The following is a 16,505-nucleotide window of genomic DNA, read 5'->3' as shown; positions in this document are numbered from 1 at the left end:
AAACAAATGAAAAAAATCTACAATGTAATGCTTGTTGTTTTTACAATGAGTTTGGTTTTGTCTTGTAACGTTAGTAACAATGATGATGCAAAATTGCCTAAAAAGAAAAAGAAAACCTTAGCCGAAAAAGCAGAGGATACAGAGGCTAGATGGTTGCATGAATTTGACATGCAAAAGAACCCGAAAACAGGGTTAATTCCAGAAGCGGAAAAGAATAAAGAATTAGAAACTGCTTTTATTGAAAGACAAAAAAATGTAGCTAAAAAATCTGCAGCTTATGATTTTGTAAGTAGAGGGCCTTCTAATTTAGGAGGTAGAACAAGAGCCTTGAAAATAGATTTGTCTGATGCTACAGGTAACACAATGATAGCTGGTGGTGTGAGTAGTGGTGTTTTCAGAACAACAAATGGTGGTGCAACTTGGACCAAAGTTTCTGGTTTAAACGACATACATAATGTTACAGCAATTGCTCAAGATCCTAGAGATGGTTTCCAAAATATTTGGTACTATGGAACAGGTGAGTTAAGAGGAAACAGTGCAGGAATACAAGAAAGCTATTTAGGAAATGGAATCTGGAAATCTACAGACAGTGGTGTAACTTGGCAACAATTACCAGCAACAGCTAATGGTACTTTTCAAGTTTTTGATAACTTCTTTGATTTTGTAATTGATTTAGAGGTACACCCTACAACAGGTGAATTATTTGTTGGTACAGCAGGTAAAATTTACAGAATGGCAGAAGGTGGCCCAGTTGTAGAATTAGAATTAACAGATAATGATACAGGTTGGACAGATATAGTTATTGCTAGTACAGGTAGAGTTTATGCATCTTTAGATGGAGGTGGTTCTATTAGTAGAGGTGTTTACACATCAGCTACAGGAAATGGAAATTGGCTACAAATAAATCCTACTTCAGCAGACTTTACACCTTCAAATAGAATTACAATGGCTTTAGCGCCATCTAATGAAGATATTTTATACATTTTGTATAACAATGGTGAAAGTAATAGAGAAGGAAACAGAGTTCCTGAAGCAGATTTATGGCAATACAATGCTGCTACAACTACATGGACAGATTATAGCAGTAAATTACCAGATGATCCTAGTGGAGATAGTGATGGTAATGATCCATTCTCAATTCAAGGTGCTTATGATTTAGTAATTTCTGTTAAGCCAGATGATGAAAACTTTGTAACTATTGGTGGTACAAACGTGTATAAAATTGCAGACATCACTACAGATGACACTTTTAAAAGAATTGGTGGTTATAGAGGAGCAGCAACATATGCAACATATAATGAAGGAGGTGTAGATCATCATCCAGATATTCATGCATTAACATGGAGCATAACAGATAGTAATGTATTCTTTACAGGTACAGATGGTGGTGTGCACAAAACAAATAATATCAATTCTAATTTTGTTCAGTGGGAGAATTTAAATAATAACTATTTAACCTATCAATATTACCATGTTAATATGGTTAATGAGGCTGGAAACGATTTTATAATTGGTGGAGCACAAGACAATGGTACTACAATTGGTGGTATAGAAGCGGGTAGTGCAGATGCTGCTACCATGATTGATTTGTTTGGTGGTGATGGTGCTGCAGTTGCAGTAACTCCGCAAACAGGTTTATTGGCAGAAGGCTATACTACGTATGTAACAACTCAAAATGGTTCTATGTACAGAGGAACAGGAACTAATATTACAGCAACGATAACTCCAACAACTGGTGGAGAGGCATATCCTAGTCAGTTTGTGACTTACTTTCATATGGATCCAGATAATCCATCAACCATCTATTATGCAAGTAATGGAAGTTTGGTAAGAACAAACGATGCTCCAAATGTAACTAGTACAGAATGGACCTTAGTGGGTAGTACTCAGTTCTCAGAAAGAATTACAACTTTTGAAACAACCAGAGGAACTTATGATCCAGCAAATAGTTACCTATTTATTGGTGGTAGAGGTGGTAATATATTTCGTTTACAAGATCCAATCAATGCTACTGATTTATCAACTTTGGTAAAAATTACTCCTGATGAAGTGGTAATTGATCCTGTTGAAACCAATAATGGGCAATATACTTCAGATATTGCTGTGCATCCAACAAACCCAGATATTGTGATGGTTACTTACGCAAGTTATGGAGATGATATTAGAAACATTTTCATTACCAACAATGCAACTGCTGCAACTCCAACTTGGACAGAGGTTGAACGTAACTTAGAGGCATTTTCAGTTAGAGCTGGAGCAATAGCTTCAGTAAATGGAGTAACTACTTACTTTGTAGGTACTGCTAGAGGTTTATATAGCTCAGATGATCCTACAACTGAAGATTGGGAGTTACAAGGTGCAAATACAATGGGTATTCCAGTTGTAAGTGGTTTAGTCTATAGACCATCAGACAACATTTTATTAATGGGTACACATGGAAATGGAATTTATCAAGCCGATTTAAATAGTCCTTTATCAGTAAGTTCAAATACGATTGACGATGTAACATTGGCAATGTATCCAAATCCAACTCAATTTAAATTACAGTTTGGTTCTAATGATATTGAATTGTCTAACGATACAAAGTTCGCTGTTTATGATATTAGAGGTAAAGAGGTTTTAAAAGGTCTTTTAGATGAAAAATCTATAGATGTATCTAGTTTAACCAAAGGCGTTTACATTGTAAAGTTGAATGAAAATAATAGAGCAATTTCTAGAAAATTTGTAAAAAACTAAACCTATGAGAATTCTATTTTCATTCTTTTTAGTGGTTTTAATGTTTGGTTGTAAATCGCAAGACTATACTTTGGTAAAAGACTACGATTTGCAATTAAAAGAAGGGATTTATAAAGAAATTCCACCTGCAATTGCAGATGAGGATGCCTACATTCAAGTAAATCTAAACTTTAATAAGTTTGATACAAATACTTATGAGTTGATGGCTATCTATTTTAAAAACCAAATTGTACCTTCTAAAAAGAATACAGAAAAGTTTAGTATTTCAGGTAGTATCAATAAAGAACTTACGTTAAAAGCAAACGAAGATTTTCCTTTTGAATTACAACCGAATGAAGTTGTTTTATCTTACAAGAAAAACAATAAAATTAAATATGCTAAATATACTATTGATAGAAAAATTTCTATGGATGATATACCTAGATAATAGTTGATTTTAAAACAAAAAAAGGAGGCTTAATAGCCTCCTTTTTTTGTTTACCATAATTTGACTTTTTGGTTAAGCTAAAAATTAGGAAAAGCTAAAAAATTAACAATTATCTTGATTTAGTTTTAAGTTTTTAGCTTTATTTTTACTAGAAATATCAAATACTCAATAAAAAATGCTAAAAAGAGTAAGTTTACCCTTAAAATTGCTACTATTATTTTGCTTTCTTACTTCATGCAAATGCAATAAATTATCTACTGATTCAGAGCAAATTATAGAAACTACTAGCAAAGACATGATTGTAGAGCAGAATTACAACAATAACAAAACCTATATTTTAATTACAAGTTATAAAAACGATTTAACTGCAAGAAAAATTATCGATTATAAAGTTTTAAATGCAGATGATAAAAAAGTAATAAAAACAGGCAAGTTCGAGGGCACAAAATTGATTTGGCATTCAAATACACAGTTAATAGGATACCCACATATAGGAATGATTAAACAGGATAATGATGGTGTTTTGTTAGAAAATGATTCAAAGAATAAAGAGAATAGTATAATAATAGAAATAAAATAAATGAAAAAAGTTAACTACCTTTTAATAGCACTTTTAAGTGTAATCTCTATTTCTTGTAATATAGAAAACAAGCAAGAAACTAAAACTTCTTCTGAAACTAAAATTAAAGTTATTAATGAAAAGAAGACGAAGAAAAGTCCAAATACAAGACTTAAAAAGGGTATTGAACACATGGCAGATTATCAAAAGGAAATTAGAAAACCTATTGATGCTGAAAAATCTACTTATAAAAATGGCTATTTAATAGAAGAATTTAAAAAGGCTAGAAAACGAAGAATACCTAGCAAAAGTGCCAAAGAAATTACAGCCGTTTTTACGGAAAGAGGGCCTGCAAACGTACCAGGAAGAACTAGAGGTATAGCAGTAGATCCTACAGATGCAAACAGATGGTTTTTTGGTACAGTAGGTGGTGGAGTTTGGCTTACAGAAGATGCAGGAACTACGTTTACGAATATAACAGATAGTACAATTCCTAACTTGGCAACATCAACAATCGTTATTAGTCCTCAAGACAAAAACACGCTATATGTAGGTACAGGAGAACCTTATGGTAATTTGGGTGCTATTGGTGGCTCAGGTGTTTATAAAACTACAGATGGTGGTGCTACTTGGACTAATTTGCCAAATACCGCTAATTTTGGAGATGTAGGAAGAATTATACTTAATCCAACTGATAAAAACAATGTACTTGTAGGTACAACTAGCGGAATTTATAGAACTACAGATGGTGGTGCTACTTGGTCTCAAACCTATGTTTCTTCTGATACTGTAGAAGATTTAGATGCAGATCCTACAGATTTTAATATTCAGTATGGTTCAGTGGGTAATTTCGGAATCGTAAAAAGCACAGATGGTGGTTTAACTTGGTCTACTTCTTTTGATAGAGCCAATTTTAACCCAAGTCATGGTCGTTTTGAATTGGCAGTATCTGCTGCAGATAGCAATTACATTTATTTAAGTGTTTATTCTGCAAGTGGTGGTACTTATACCAATACAGATTTTTATGTTTCTTCAGATAAAGGGGAGTCATATACAAAGTTAACAACCACAAGTCCTAATGCAAATTTAGTTACAGGTCAAGGTTGGTATGATAATATTATCATGGCACATCCTTATGATGTAAATACGTTCTATGTTGGTGGTGTAGCTGTCTTTAAAGTAACTGTAACTGGTACTACTTTTAGTTTTCAATCGATAGCATCTGGTTATGACAGCACTCAAATAAATGATGAAGTTCACGTAGATCAGCATGGAATGAGTTATATTCTTGGAAACAATCAAGAATTTCGAATTTTGTTGGCAAATGATGGTGGAGTTTATAGCACAGATTTTAGTGTAAATCCAGGGGCTATAGATGGTTCTTGGTCTGCAACTGTAGCAGGTAAAAATAGTACTCAATTTTATGCAGCTACAAAACAAAATGGAGAAGACAATTATATAGCAGGTGCTCAAGATAATGGTTCTTGGATTTCTTCTGGAGACAATTCAAGCATTACAAAATCGTATCAAAAAATATTAGGGGGAGATGGTTTTGAAGCTGTTTGGCATTACAACAAACCAGGTAATTTTATAGTAGCTTCTCAAAACTATGGTAATATTGGTAGATATATAGATTATAATGGAGCATTAACTAGTTTTGATGATTCAGGAAATGGAAGTTTATCTCCTTTTTACTCGAAATTATCTAATGTAGATAACAATCCAAATGTAGTATTTGCAATTTCAACAAACGGAGTTTGGAGATCTACAGATTTTGGTGGTTTTTGGAGATTAAGTAGTATTTCTAATAATTTTGCACCAAGTGCTTCTAGTGCTTTAAATGTAGAATCATCTACTGCAAACCCAAATATAGTTTGGGCAGGTGCAGCAATGACAGAAAGTGGTTCTTATGTAATGCATGTATCACAAGACAATGGTCAAACATTTAGTGCAACAGGCGTATATGACAATCCAAATGGAGATCAAAACTTATTCATTACAGGAATTGCTCCTTCTTACACAGAAGCAAACAGAGCTTACGTTTCATTCGCTTCTCAAGGTGCAGCAAAAATTTTAAAAACAGAAGATTTAGGTCAGACTTGGACAGATATTTCTGGCTTTGCAAATAGAGAGTTAAGAGGTTTTCCAGATGTAGCAGTTCACTGTGTTTTAGAGATGCCTTTTGATGAAAATGTAATTTGGGCAGGTACAGATATTGGTATTGTAGAAACGTTAGATGGTGGTACAACTTGGAATATGGTTGATGGCTTTATACCTGTGGCTACTTACGATCTAAGAATCGTAAACGATCAAGTTGTGATTTCAACTTATGGTAGAGGAGTTTGGTCTGCTACAGTAACAGAATTAGCAAGTTATACTTTGCCTGCATATTTAGTAGCGCCAGATGTTGCTTTAAGACAAAAAGGTATTGATGATTCAAGTACAATTGTAGAATACAATGCAACTGTAGAAGATGTAACAAGAGCTAAGTTTTTTGTAGATGATGTAGAAGTAGATCAAGTAATTCAAGATTATACTACAGGTGTAACTTATACTTTTGAAACAGCAGCATTATCTGAAGGAACTCATAAAATTGGAGTGCAACTTTTTGATGATAATGTTGGTTTAGAAACTGGTATTGCTGAAGAGTTTGTGAATATTATTAACTTTAATGCGCCAGCTTCCAATGTAAATATTGCACAGTTCGAAGAATCTGACGTGTATACTTTAGATGGTGGCTTTAAAATTGATAATGCACTTTATTTTACAGAAGATGTTTTAAATTCAGCAGAACATCCTTATGTTGCCAATAAAACGTATACTACCATTTTAAAGCAGCCTCTAGTTATTTCTCAAGGTAGTAATACCTTAACCTATACAGATGTTGCAATTGTAGAACCGTATACAGATAATTTGGCTGATTTAACTTCTTTCTACGATTATGTAACTATAGAAGCTTCTACAGATTTACAAAACTGGGTAACTTTAGATAAGTATGATGCTAGAAGATACTCTGATTGGTTAAGTACCTATAATGATCCTTTTGCAGTTTATACAGACAATCTTTTTAAAACGCAAACCATCAATTTAATTGATAAAGGTTTAGTTGCTGGGCAAACTGTAGTTTTCAGATTTAGATTGGTTACAGATGCAGGTGTAAATTCATATGGTTGGGCCATAAAATCTATAAATGCAGCAACAGCTTCTGTACAAGATGTTATTGATAATAAAGAGTTGTTTGCAGTATATCCAACAGTTTCAAATGGTAATTTTACTATTTACGCAGGTGAAAGTTTTGCAAAAACAAAAATTAAAATATATGATGTTTCTGGAAGAGAAGCTTATAATTCTTCTGTAGATTTTAGCTCACAGAAAGAAAAGCAGATGAGCATTAATTTAAATGCAGGGATGTACATTCTGAATTTAATTGATGATAAAGGAGTAAGGACTTCTAAGAAAATAATTATTCAATAAATAACTGTTGATTACCACAAAAAAAAGGCACTTTTAAAGTGCCTTTTTTTTATGTTTTAGAAAATAATTTAGTTAAAGATTTAACATCTAAACCTATTTCTTTTTGTAACTCTAAAATGCTTCCATGCGTTATAAAATTATCAGGAACTCCAATTATTTTAATATCGTTTTTAAAACTATTTTTGGCAGCAAATTCTACAATAGCTGAACCAAAGCCACCTTTTACTGTGCCATCTTCTATGGTAATAATTTTAGAAAATTTGTGGAATATGGTTTCTAATAACTTTTCATCTAATGGTTTTACGAAACGCATATCATAATGAGCAATGGTCTCTTTATTATTTGAGTTTGCAATGGCTTCTATAATATTTTCACTAATAGTACCAACAGAAAGTACTGCTATTTCAGATCCTTCTTTTAGGCAAAACCCTTTGCCTATTTCAATTTTAGAATACGCTACTTCCCAATTTTTAATTTTTCCATATCCTCTAGGATATCTAATTGCAATCGGATTTTCTAAACCAAGCTGAGCTGTGTATAAAATATTTCGCAATTCAATTTCATTTCTAGGAGCAAAAACAATTAAATTAGGAATACACCTTAAGTAAGCAATATCAAAAACACCATGATGCGTGGCACCATCTTCACCAACCAAACCAGCTCTATCCAAGCAAAAAATTACAGGTAAATTTTGCAGGGCAACATCATGTATGACCTGATCATAAGCTCGCTGTAAAAATGTAGAATAGATATTACAAAAGGGCACTAAACCCTGAGTAGCCATTCCTGCTGCAAGCGTAACTGCATGTTGTTCTGCAATACCAACATCAAAAGTTCTATTTGGTAATTCTTGCATCATTAACTTAAGCGAACTACCAGTTAACATTGCTGGCGTAATTGCTACAATTTTAGAGTTCTTTTTAGCCAATTCTAAAACAGTTTTACCAAATACGTCTTGATACTTGGTGAATGAATTAGCCTCTTTAGGCAATCGCTCACCAGAAATTTTATCAAATTTTCCTGGTGCATGATAGGTAATTTGATCTTCCTCTGCCTTTTGTAAACCTTTACCTTTGGTAGTAATAACGTGCAAAAATTTAGGGCCCTTAACCTGTTTTAATCGATCTAATTCCGCGAGTAATTTAGGTATATCATGGCCATCTACAGGACCTGAATAATCAAAATTTAAGGCTTTGATAATGTTGTTCTGGGCTGCTAATTTTTTATCAGTCTTAACTCGTGTTAAATATTCTTTTAAAGCACCTACTGAAGGGTCTATACCTATTGCATTATCATTTAAAATAATGAGGATGTTTGCTTTAGAAACTCCTGCATGATTTAAGGCTTCAAAAGCCATTCCACTTGCAATAGAAGCATCTCCAATAACAGCAATATGATGTTTATTTGTTTCACCTTTTAAATTTGATGCTATAGCCATGCCTAAAGCTGCAGAAATAGATGTAGAGGAGTGGCCAACACCAAAAGTATCAAAGTTGCTTTCTTGTCTAGAAGGAAATCCTGCAATGCCTTTAAATTGTCTATTGGTATGAAAAACTGCTTTTCTATCGGTTAAAATTTTATGGCCATAAGCTTGATGACCTACATCCCAAACTAATAAATCATTAGGAGTGTCAAATAAATAATGAAGTGCAATAGTTAATTCCACAACACCTAAGCTTGCTCCTAAATGACCTTCTTTTGTAGCCACAATATCTATAATAAAAGCTCTTAAATCTTTTGCCAATTCAGGCAATTGATCTGCATTCAGTTTTCTTAAATCTGAAGGATTTGATATGTTGGCTAATAAGTTTTTCATTAGATTACAAAAATACAATATCAAATTTTGTAATATTGGTTTTTTAGATTCAAAAACATGATTGAACCTTTTGATGATACTTATTTCATGAAAAAAGCCTATCAAGAAGCAGAAATTGCTTTTGATAAAGGTGAAATTCCTGTTGGTGCTGTAATTGTGTTAAACAATCAAATAATTGCAAGAGCGCATAATTTAACAGAAACCTTAAATGATGTAACTGCACATGCAGAAATGCAGGCTTTTACAGCAGCAGCTAATTTTTTGGGTGGTAAATATTTAAAAGATTGCATTTTATATGTAACTCTAGAGCCTTGCCAAATGTGTGCAGGTGCAAGTTATTGGTCTCAAATTCAAAGAATTGTGTATGGTGCTTCAGAACCAAAAAGAGGTTTTGTGAATCTTGGTACACAATTGCATCCAAAAACAAAAGTAACATCAGGGGTTTTAGAAAATGATTGTTCTTTGCTGTTAAAAAGATTTTTTATTGAGAAAAGAAACCTGAACTAACAGTAAACTGTTAAAATTTTAACAAACATTTCTTAAAAAATTTGCAGTGTTAATTGTTTTGGTCAACTTTATAGATAATTCAAACTAATCTTACATTTCAAATGAAAAAAAATACTCTATTTTTTGTGTTTCTTTTTGCAATTTCTATTGTGTTTGCGCAAGAAACTCCAAAACCTAATTATAGACAGGCAGCCAAATATTCGCCTAAGAATCTGGCTAAAATGGTACATTCTACTTCAGTGAGCCCTCATTGGTTAAAAAAAGGAAACCGTTTTTGGTATGCCTATAAAACATCAGAAGGTTCTAATCATTACATAGTAGATGTAGATAAAAAAACAAAAAAACCACTATTTGACAATGTAAAAATGGCAAAGTGGTTGACTGAAATTACTAAAGATCCCTATGATGCTAAGCATCTGCCAAGATTCAATATCAAATTTAATGAGGCAGAAAATGCTATTCGTTTTAGAGTAACTTCTACAGAAGAAGTAGAGGTTGTAGATGAGGATAAAAAAGAACAGAAAAAAGATTCTACTTCTACCAAGAAGGCTAAAAAGAAAAAGCCAAAAATGGAGAAGAAAACGTATCACCTAGAGTATAGATTAGGTAGCAATCGTTTAACCATTTTAGATACCAAAAAGCCAGAAAAAAAGCCTTGGCAACGTTGGGCAAATATTGCTCCAGATAGTTCTATTGTTTTGTATGGTAAAAATCATAACATCTATTGGATGGACAAAGTAAACTTTAAAAAGTTTATCAAAGATGAAAAAGATACTACTGTTGTAGAAAACCAATGGACCACAGATGGTGAAGAAAACTATGGCTATACTTGGGGTGGTAGAGGACAAGATAATGAAGATGTAGAAAAAAATAAAGACAAAAGAAAAGGAGTTTGGGGTACATGGTCTCATGATTCTAAAAAGTTTGTATTCGAAAAATCGGATTCTAGACATATTAAAGATTTATGGGTAATTAATTCTACAGGTAAGAAAAGACCAACTTTAGAAACATATAAATACCACATGCCAGGAGAACAAGAGTATTACAAATCAGAACTAATGATTTTTGATATTCCAACAAAAACGCATGTTACAGTTCCTTTAGATACAGTTCGTCAGCAAAGTATAAATGTGTTTAGAGCACCAAGGAAGCAGTCTCAAAGAGATGATGAGTTTACACCATCTTTACTATTATCTAAAAAAGGTAAATTATACTTTAGTGTAATTTCTAGAGATCGTAAAAAGTATGATATTAATGTTGCAGATTTAGAAACAGGTGAGTATAAAACTTTAATTGAAGAACGTTTTAATACATATATAGAGTCTAGACCATTGGTACTGTTTAACAATGAAACAGAAATGTTGCATTGGGCAGAAAGAGATGGTTGGGCACATTTCTATTTATATGATGCAGATGGTAATTTAAAAAACCAAGTTACAGAAGGTGATTATCATGTAGATAGTTTTGAAGGTTTAGATGAAAAAAGTAGAACCTTATATTTTACAGCGAATGGTGTAAATAAAGAACAAGATCCTTATTACTTACACACTTACAAAATCAATCTAAATGGTTCTGGAATGCGAACTTTAGATCCTGGTAATTTTACAAAACGTACAAGTATGTCAGACTCTAATCAATACTTTGTTAGTAATTACTCTAGGGTAAATACAGTGCCAAAATCAGAAGTGAGAGATGCTAATGGACGTAAAGTAATGGATTTAGAAACTGCAGATTTATCTCAATTGTTTGCATCAGGATATAAATTTCCTGAACCTTTTAAAGTAAAAGCTGATGATGGAATTACTGATATTTATGGTGTAATGTATAAACCTTTTGATATGGATACCACAAAGGTATATCCGTTATTAGAATATGTTTATCCAGGGCCACAAACAGAGGCTGTAAACAAATCTTTTTCTTATAGAATGGATAGGTTAGACAGAATGGCTCAAGTTGGTTTTGTGGTTATAACTTTAGGAAACAGAGGTGGTCATCCAGACAGGTCTAAATGGTATCATAATTATGGTTATGGTAATTTACGTGATTATGGTTTGGCAGATAAAAAATACGTTGCACAGCAATTGGCAAATAAACATAAGTTTATTGATATTGAAAAAGTAGGAATTTATGGCCATTCAGGAGGTGGTTTTATGTCTACAGCAGCAATGTTGGTATATCCAGATTTCTTTAAAGCGGCTGTTTCATCTGCAGGAAATCATGATAATAATGTTTACAATTCTTGGTGGAGTGAAACGCATCATGGAGTTAAAGAAGAAATCGATGAGAAGGGTAAAATTTCTCATAAATACAAAATCGATGACAATCAATCTTTAGCTAAAAACTTAAAAGGACATTTAATGTTAATTCATGGAGATATGGATAACAATGTGCATCCTGCAGGAACTATAAGAATGGCAAATGAATTAATTAAAGCTAAGAAACGTTTTAAATTTATGATTATGCCAGGTCAAAGACATGGTTTTGGTAGAATGACAGAATATTCTTTTTGGTTAAGAGCAGATCATTTTAGTAAATATTTGTTAGGTGAAGAAAACATGGATGTAGATTTTATGTTTATGAATATGGATGAACCTAAAAATAGATAGTAATATCTAAATTATATAATTAAAAAACTCCGAATGAAAATTCGGAGTTTTTTAGTTTAATCTTGTTGATATTCTAAAATATCTGCTGGCTGACAATCTAAAGCCTTGCAAATGGCTTCTAAAGTAGAAAAACGAATTGCTTTTGCCTTACCAGATTTTAGAATGGATAAGTTAGCAGTTGTTATACCTATTATTTCTGCCAATTCTTTACTCCGCATTTTGCGTTTGGCAAGCATTACATCTAAATTTACTACAATTGCCATCTTAAATTGTTAAATCGTTTTCTTGTTGAATAACATCTCCCTTTGATAACAGTTTATGCAATACTAACAAACTTAAACCTATTATAATATAGTCATATTCAAATTCTAATCTAGGTGTAATGTTTATTCTAACAATGTCTGTCATGGTTATATCTTTAAAGCCTGCATAACTGTAATTTGTCATATAAAATATACTAAATGTAAGCTGTATAAGTTGATATACAATTATTAGCAAACCAATAACTTTTACTTTTTGAGCAAGTATTAAACTAAAATTAATCTTTTGCTTTAAGAGTTTGAAAAGCGTTTTTAATTGATACAAAATTATTAAAGTAAAAAGTATCCTTAAATATTCTTGAAGAATTTGAATTGTTGTAAAATACCACTTACTAGATTTAACTGTAATATATCCTTCCTTATTTATAAAGGATGAATTTGTTATAGTCATACCATTATTTGAGTTTAAGTGGTTGTCTACAACTAATTCTTTGCCAATTTTTTTAACTTCTGGTGAGAATTTAAAAATACTATCAAGTTCCTTTTTACTTGTACCAGCTCTTCTTAAGAAATCATCATCATAAAAATTTTTTGTTTCATCATCATATTTTGTAAAAGAACTATTCTTTGTTTTATAAACTTTTTTACTTGGGAAAGTAATATAATATTCTACAGGAATATTATAACCTTTTTTGAAACTTGTGCCTAATGTAAACAAAGATGTTTCTGAGGTTTTGATGGTGCTATCTTTAACAAATAATTGCATAGAAATCGAAAAAATTGAAAATATGAGCAATACCCAAAAGGCAATAGTAATCACAATACTTAGAAATCGTGAAATATTTTTCTGAGAGAATAGTATAAAAATAGTCCCTAAAATAAAAATGCCTAAAATGATTAATATAGGATAAAGAAAGAGCATATAAAATGTTTTAATATATTTTCAAATATACTAAAATTATTGAAAAACAATAATAAAATATCGAAAGAGATAAATTATTCTTCTAAAACTACATTTTTTGTGATGACAACTTTTTGGTTGTTTAACAGCTTAATTTCAAAGCTTTTTTCGGTTTTTGCTATGTTTCTTTGATAGGTGTCTAACTCACAAAAATCGCTAAAAGATTTACCATTAAACTTTAAAATTTCATCACCTTGCCTTACACCCATTTTCCATAGTTCGCTATCTTTCTCTAATTTTACAACTATCATTTTACCATTTCTAACCATAATAGAACACGAATAGGCTAGGTAGTTCTGGTTAATATTATTTTGAGATACAAGTAGCAGGTTTTTTTGTAAGCTTAAGAATAGCTTTTTATTTTTCCATAAAGAATTTGCTATTTTACTAGTTTTTTGATTGTTATAACTAATTACTGGAGAGAGCACTGTGTTTTTAGAAGTCGTATTTTTTAATTTAAAAATGGTGGGTTTTGTGGTTGTTAAAATTCCATTTACATCAAAGCTACCAGAGTAAAATTGCTTTGTTGGTAAATCGTCTAAACTGGTTAAGTTATAATTATTGTTAGAAATATTAGATAAGCTTCCTGCACCAGTATCTAAGAGAAATTTAAGTTTATATTTCTGCTTATGATTTAAGAAAACGTAAGGTCTATTTTTAGTGAATTTAAAATCTAAAGGATAAAACGCTTCTTCTGCAGTGGGCATATAGTTTTTAGGATGCATCACCAAAACTTTATTTTTGTAATCTATAGTCCAGTTTAATAGTTTAATAACATCTACACCTAAAATTCCGTCAATTTTATGACAAGAAAAGATTTCGTTTTTTGGAGCATTTAAAATTTGATGATTAGAAACAGTTTTACTACCAATTTTAAATTTGCCACTTTTATAAAATCGTAATTTACTTCTTAAATTACTAGAAGATCTAATAGTAATGGTTTTGCTGGTTTTTTCTAGAGTTTCTTTTGCCCAGCCATAGGCAACAGAATATTGAGCTCCTGTATCAAAGGCAAAATGTTTTACTTGATTGTCAAAATTTATAGGAATTACAATTAGGCCTAAATTAGTTCTAAAAGGAATGGTGTCATGAAAGGTTTGAGTATTGCTGGTTTGTACCGCTAGTAGTATTAAAATTAGGCATACAAAACGTTTCATACTATAATTTTATACCTTTTTAATTACGTTGGTTACAATGCCCCAAATCATAAAATCGTTATCTTCTGTAATATTTATAATAGGATAATCTGGATTTTCAGGTTGCAACCAAATTTCGTTTTTCTGAACGCGTAAACGTTTTACTGTAAACTCTCCATCAATATAACAAACTGCAATTTTCTTATCTGCAGGTTCTAAACTTCTGTCAATTACTAATAAATCATCATGGTTTAAGCCAGCATTTATCATAGATTGGCCTCTTACTTTAGCATAAAATGTAGTGTCTTTATTTCTTACGAGTGTATCGTCTAAAGAAATTTTTTCACCTACAATATCTTCTGTGGTTGAAGGGAAACCAGCAGATATTCCTGTGTCAATAAAAACAGCCCCTTCGTGCAACGATTGTTCTGGTTCAAAAAAAGTAAGATGTTGTAAAGCCTCCATAAATGCAAATTATAACTTTTCTTTGAATTTTGAGGTGTTTATTCTACTAAAATAGTGGCACTCACATTTACATAAGCTTCTTTTAGTTTTAAAATAACAATTTTTAACTCATCTTTATTTAAATGCCCAAAACCAAAACGAATTGCACATGTAGTTTGATTTTGATAAAGAATGGTTTTTGGTAAAAATAAATTGTTGTTTTCAGCTTCTGTAGCCAACTGCACTAAAGAGATAGGTTTTATAAAAGTGAGCCAAAGAGCTAAGCCACCTTCAGGAATGCTCCACTTTGCAATTTTATGAAAGTATTTTGATAAAAGTTGATTCAGGTAATTCCTTCGTTCTTTATAAATGACGATATTTTTTTGCATCAACCTATAAATTTCACCTTCGTTAATTAATTCCGAAAGCATTTGTTGCTGAATTAAATCTCCTTGCTCATCTAATAAATACAAATAATTTTTAGCTTCTTGTATTAAATTTTCTGGTGCAATTACAAAACCTGTTTGGAAACTTGGAAACAAAGACTGGCCGAGTTTCCCCAAATAAATTACCAATCCGTTTTCATCTGAATTTATCATTGGTAAAACAGGAGATCCATCAAACTGAAAGTCGAAATCAAAATCATCTTCAATAATGGCAAAACCAAATTCTTTTGCTAACATTAATAAATCTGTTCTTCGTTTTTCGCTCAATGTATTTGTTGTTGGGTAATCTCTATGAGCACAAACATAAACACATCTAATGCTGTTTTTAATAAAATTTTTTCTGATAAAATCTACATTTAGACCATCTTCATCCACAGGTATCGTAATTAATTGAGCACCCACTTGCTGAAAAATCATGTTAGAAGCGTAGTTACTTAAATCGCCCACCAAAACAACATCGCCTTTCTGTATTAAAAGTTGAGAAACAATGTATAAACTCATTTCTGTACTTCTTGTACTAATTAAATTCTTAGGGCTAACATGCAATCCTCTTGTTGCATTTAAATAATTGCATAACTGAGTTTGAAACATAGAAGTAGAGGCTTCTTGTGGTCTGTTCCATTTTTGAATTAATGTTTTACGCTTCATTGCTGCACTATACCATCTCGTAAATTGATTTACAGGATGCAAGCGTAAATCTGGTTTGCCTTCATTTATAGAGTATTTAGCTTCTGTTAATTGCACTGTTGATGCTAAATGAAAAGATTTTTGAAAGTTAAAACCCGTAGTTTTTGATAAATTAGAACTGCCTACAAATTCAGTATTTCTTTTTTTATTAGAGAAACCTATTTTTTTCGAAGTAACAAAAGTCCCTTTGTTAGGCTTAATGTCTACCCAGCCTTGAGAGGCCAATTCATCGTAGATAGCTACAGCAGTATTTCTATGAATTTGTAAAGTTTTGGCAAGAGCTCTTGTGCCTGGTAATTTGGTTTTTGCTAAAATGATATTTCTTTGAAACAGACCAATAAAATCTTGAGCAGCCTGAATATAAATGGCTTGCGTTTTAGATTTATCAAATTTGATATTCTTTTCAATTATTGATAAAAGTGGACTATCTGTCATTTAAAAACCGG

At 31.7% G+C, this 16,505-nt stretch carries 12 protein-coding genes; 6 read left to right on the top strand and 6 right to left on the bottom strand.

Annotated elements, in window-relative coordinates; genetic code table 11:
* Positions 1-6: 6 nt before the first annotated feature.
* The 4 genes from MED152_RS06615 to MED152_RS06600 all read left to right on the top strand — a co-directional run bounded on the left by MED152_RS06615 (position 7) and on the right by MED152_RS06600 (position 7,196).
* Entirely contained in the window at positions 7-2,736 is a 2,730-nt protein-coding gene (locus MED152_RS06615) for a T9SS type A sorting domain-containing protein (RefSeq protein WP_015481085.1), read from the top strand.
* A 4-nt stretch (positions 2,737-2,740) separates the two neighbouring features.
* On the top strand, positions 2,741-3,163 hold the full coding sequence (locus MED152_RS06610) for a hypothetical protein (RefSeq protein ID WP_015481084.1): 423 nt from the start codon (positions 2,741-2,743) through the stop codon (positions 3,161-3,163).
* Positions 3,164-3,338: 175 nt separating this feature from the next.
* The gene (locus MED152_RS06605) at positions 3,339-3,743 is read left to right on the top strand and encodes a hypothetical protein (RefSeq protein ID WP_015481083.1); all 405 of its coding nucleotides are present in this window, start codon (positions 3,339-3,341) and stop codon (positions 3,741-3,743) included.
* A complete protein-coding gene (locus MED152_RS06600) occupies positions 3,744-7,196 on the top strand; it encodes a T9SS type A sorting domain-containing protein (protein ID WP_015481082.1) in 3,453 nt (1,150 codons plus the stop codon). It begins immediately after the preceding gene.
* A 49-nt stretch (positions 7,197-7,245) separates the two neighbouring features.
* Here MED152_RS06600 and dxs read toward each other — a convergent pair whose 3' ends face one another.
* A complete protein-coding gene (dxs, locus tag MED152_RS06595) occupies positions 7,246-9,012 on the bottom strand; it encodes a 1-deoxy-D-xylulose-5-phosphate synthase (protein ID WP_015481081.1) in 1,767 nt (588 codons plus the stop codon).
* A gap of 57 nt (positions 9,013-9,069) precedes the next feature.
* Between dxs and MED152_RS06590 the strand changes: the two genes are divergently transcribed.
* A complete protein-coding gene (locus MED152_RS06590; protein WP_015481080.1) occupies positions 9,070-9,519 on the top strand; it encodes a nucleoside deaminase in 450 nt (149 codons plus the stop codon).
* Between the two features lie 101 nt (positions 9,520-9,620).
* The gene (locus tag MED152_RS06585; RefSeq protein ID WP_015481079.1) at positions 9,621-12,125 is read left to right on the top strand and encodes a DPP IV N-terminal domain-containing protein; all 2,505 of its coding nucleotides are present in this window, start codon (positions 9,621-9,623) and stop codon (positions 12,123-12,125) included.
* Between the two features lie 56 nt (positions 12,126-12,181).
* On the opposite strand, the gene MED152_RS06580 is transcribed toward MED152_RS06585, so the two are convergent.
* From MED152_RS06580 to MED152_RS06560, 5 genes are all read right to left on the bottom strand, one after another.
* Positions 12,182-12,388, bottom strand: a complete 207-nt coding sequence (locus MED152_RS06580) for a helix-turn-helix transcriptional regulator (protein ID WP_015481078.1) — start codon at positions 12,386-12,388, stop codon at positions 12,182-12,184.
* A gap of 1 nt (position 12,389) precedes the next feature.
* Positions 12,390-13,151, bottom strand: coding sequence for a DUF2975 domain-containing protein (locus MED152_RS06575; RefSeq protein WP_041383439.1), 762 nt, complete (start codon positions 13,149-13,151; stop codon positions 12,390-12,392).
* Between the two features lie 230 nt (positions 13,152-13,381).
* Positions 13,382-14,503, bottom strand: coding sequence for an aspartyl protease family protein (locus tag MED152_RS06570; protein ID WP_015481076.1), 1,122 nt, complete (start codon positions 14,501-14,503; stop codon positions 13,382-13,384).
* A 9-nt stretch (positions 14,504-14,512) separates the two neighbouring features.
* Positions 14,513-14,947 (bottom strand): LexA family transcriptional regulator, encoded by a 435-nt coding sequence (locus MED152_RS06565; protein WP_015481075.1) that lies wholly within the window; start codon positions 14,945-14,947, stop codon positions 14,513-14,515.
* Positions 14,948-14,985: 38 nt separating this feature from the next.
* The gene (locus tag MED152_RS06560) at positions 14,986-16,494 is read right to left on the bottom strand and encodes a PLP-dependent aminotransferase family protein (protein WP_015481074.1); all 1,509 of its coding nucleotides are present in this window, start codon (positions 16,492-16,494) and stop codon (positions 14,986-14,988) included.
* Between the last annotated feature and the right edge of the window lie 11 nt (positions 16,495-16,505).

The organism is Polaribacter sp. MED152, from assembly GCF_000152945.2.
Taxonomy (GTDB): domain Bacteria; phylum Bacteroidota; class Bacteroidia; order Flavobacteriales; family Flavobacteriaceae; genus Polaribacter.
This window is presented reverse-complemented; position numbering and strand designations above follow the sequence as displayed.

Excerpts from the sequence above, each read along its gene's own strand:
- MED152_RS06560 (WP_015481074.1), bottom strand. The coding sequence starts at position 16,494 with ATGACAGATAGTCCACTTTTATCAATAATTGAAAAGAATATCAAATTT.
- MED152_RS06610 (WP_015481084.1), top strand. The coding sequence starts at position 2,741 with ATGAGAATTCTATTTTCATTCTTTTTAGTGGTTTTAATGTTTGGTTGT.
- MED152_RS06565 (WP_015481075.1), bottom strand. The coding sequence starts at position 14,947 with ATGGAGGCTTTACAACATCTTACTTTTTTTGAACCAGAACAATCGTTG.
- MED152_RS06605 (WP_015481083.1), top strand. The coding sequence starts at position 3,339 with ATGCTAAAAAGAGTAAGTTTACCCTTAAAATTGCTACTATTATTTTGC.
- MED152_RS06570 (WP_015481076.1), bottom strand. The coding sequence starts at position 14,503 with ATGAAACGTTTTGTATGCCTAATTTTAATACTACTAGCGGTACAAACC.
- MED152_RS06580 (WP_015481078.1), bottom strand. The coding sequence starts at position 12,388 with ATGGCAATTGTAGTAAATTTAGATGTAATGCTTGCCAAACGCAAAATG.
- MED152_RS06575 (WP_041383439.1), bottom strand. The coding sequence starts at position 13,151 with ATGCAATTATTTGTTAAAGATAGCACCATCAAAACCTCAGAAACATCT.
- MED152_RS06585 (WP_015481079.1), top strand. The coding sequence starts at position 9,621 with ATGAAAAAAAATACTCTATTTTTTGTGTTTCTTTTTGCAATTTCTATT.
- MED152_RS06615 (WP_015481085.1), top strand. The coding sequence starts at position 7 with ATGAAAAAAATCTACAATGTAATGCTTGTTGTTTTTACAATGAGTTTG.
- dxs (WP_015481081.1), bottom strand. The coding sequence starts at position 9,012 with ATGAAAAACTTATTAGCCAACATATCAAATCCTTCAGATTTAAGAAAA.
- MED152_RS06600 (WP_015481082.1), top strand. The coding sequence starts at position 3,744 with ATGAAAAAAGTTAACTACCTTTTAATAGCACTTTTAAGTGTAATCTCT.
- MED152_RS06590 (WP_015481080.1), top strand. The coding sequence starts at position 9,070 with ATGATTGAACCTTTTGATGATACTTATTTCATGAAAAAAGCCTATCAA.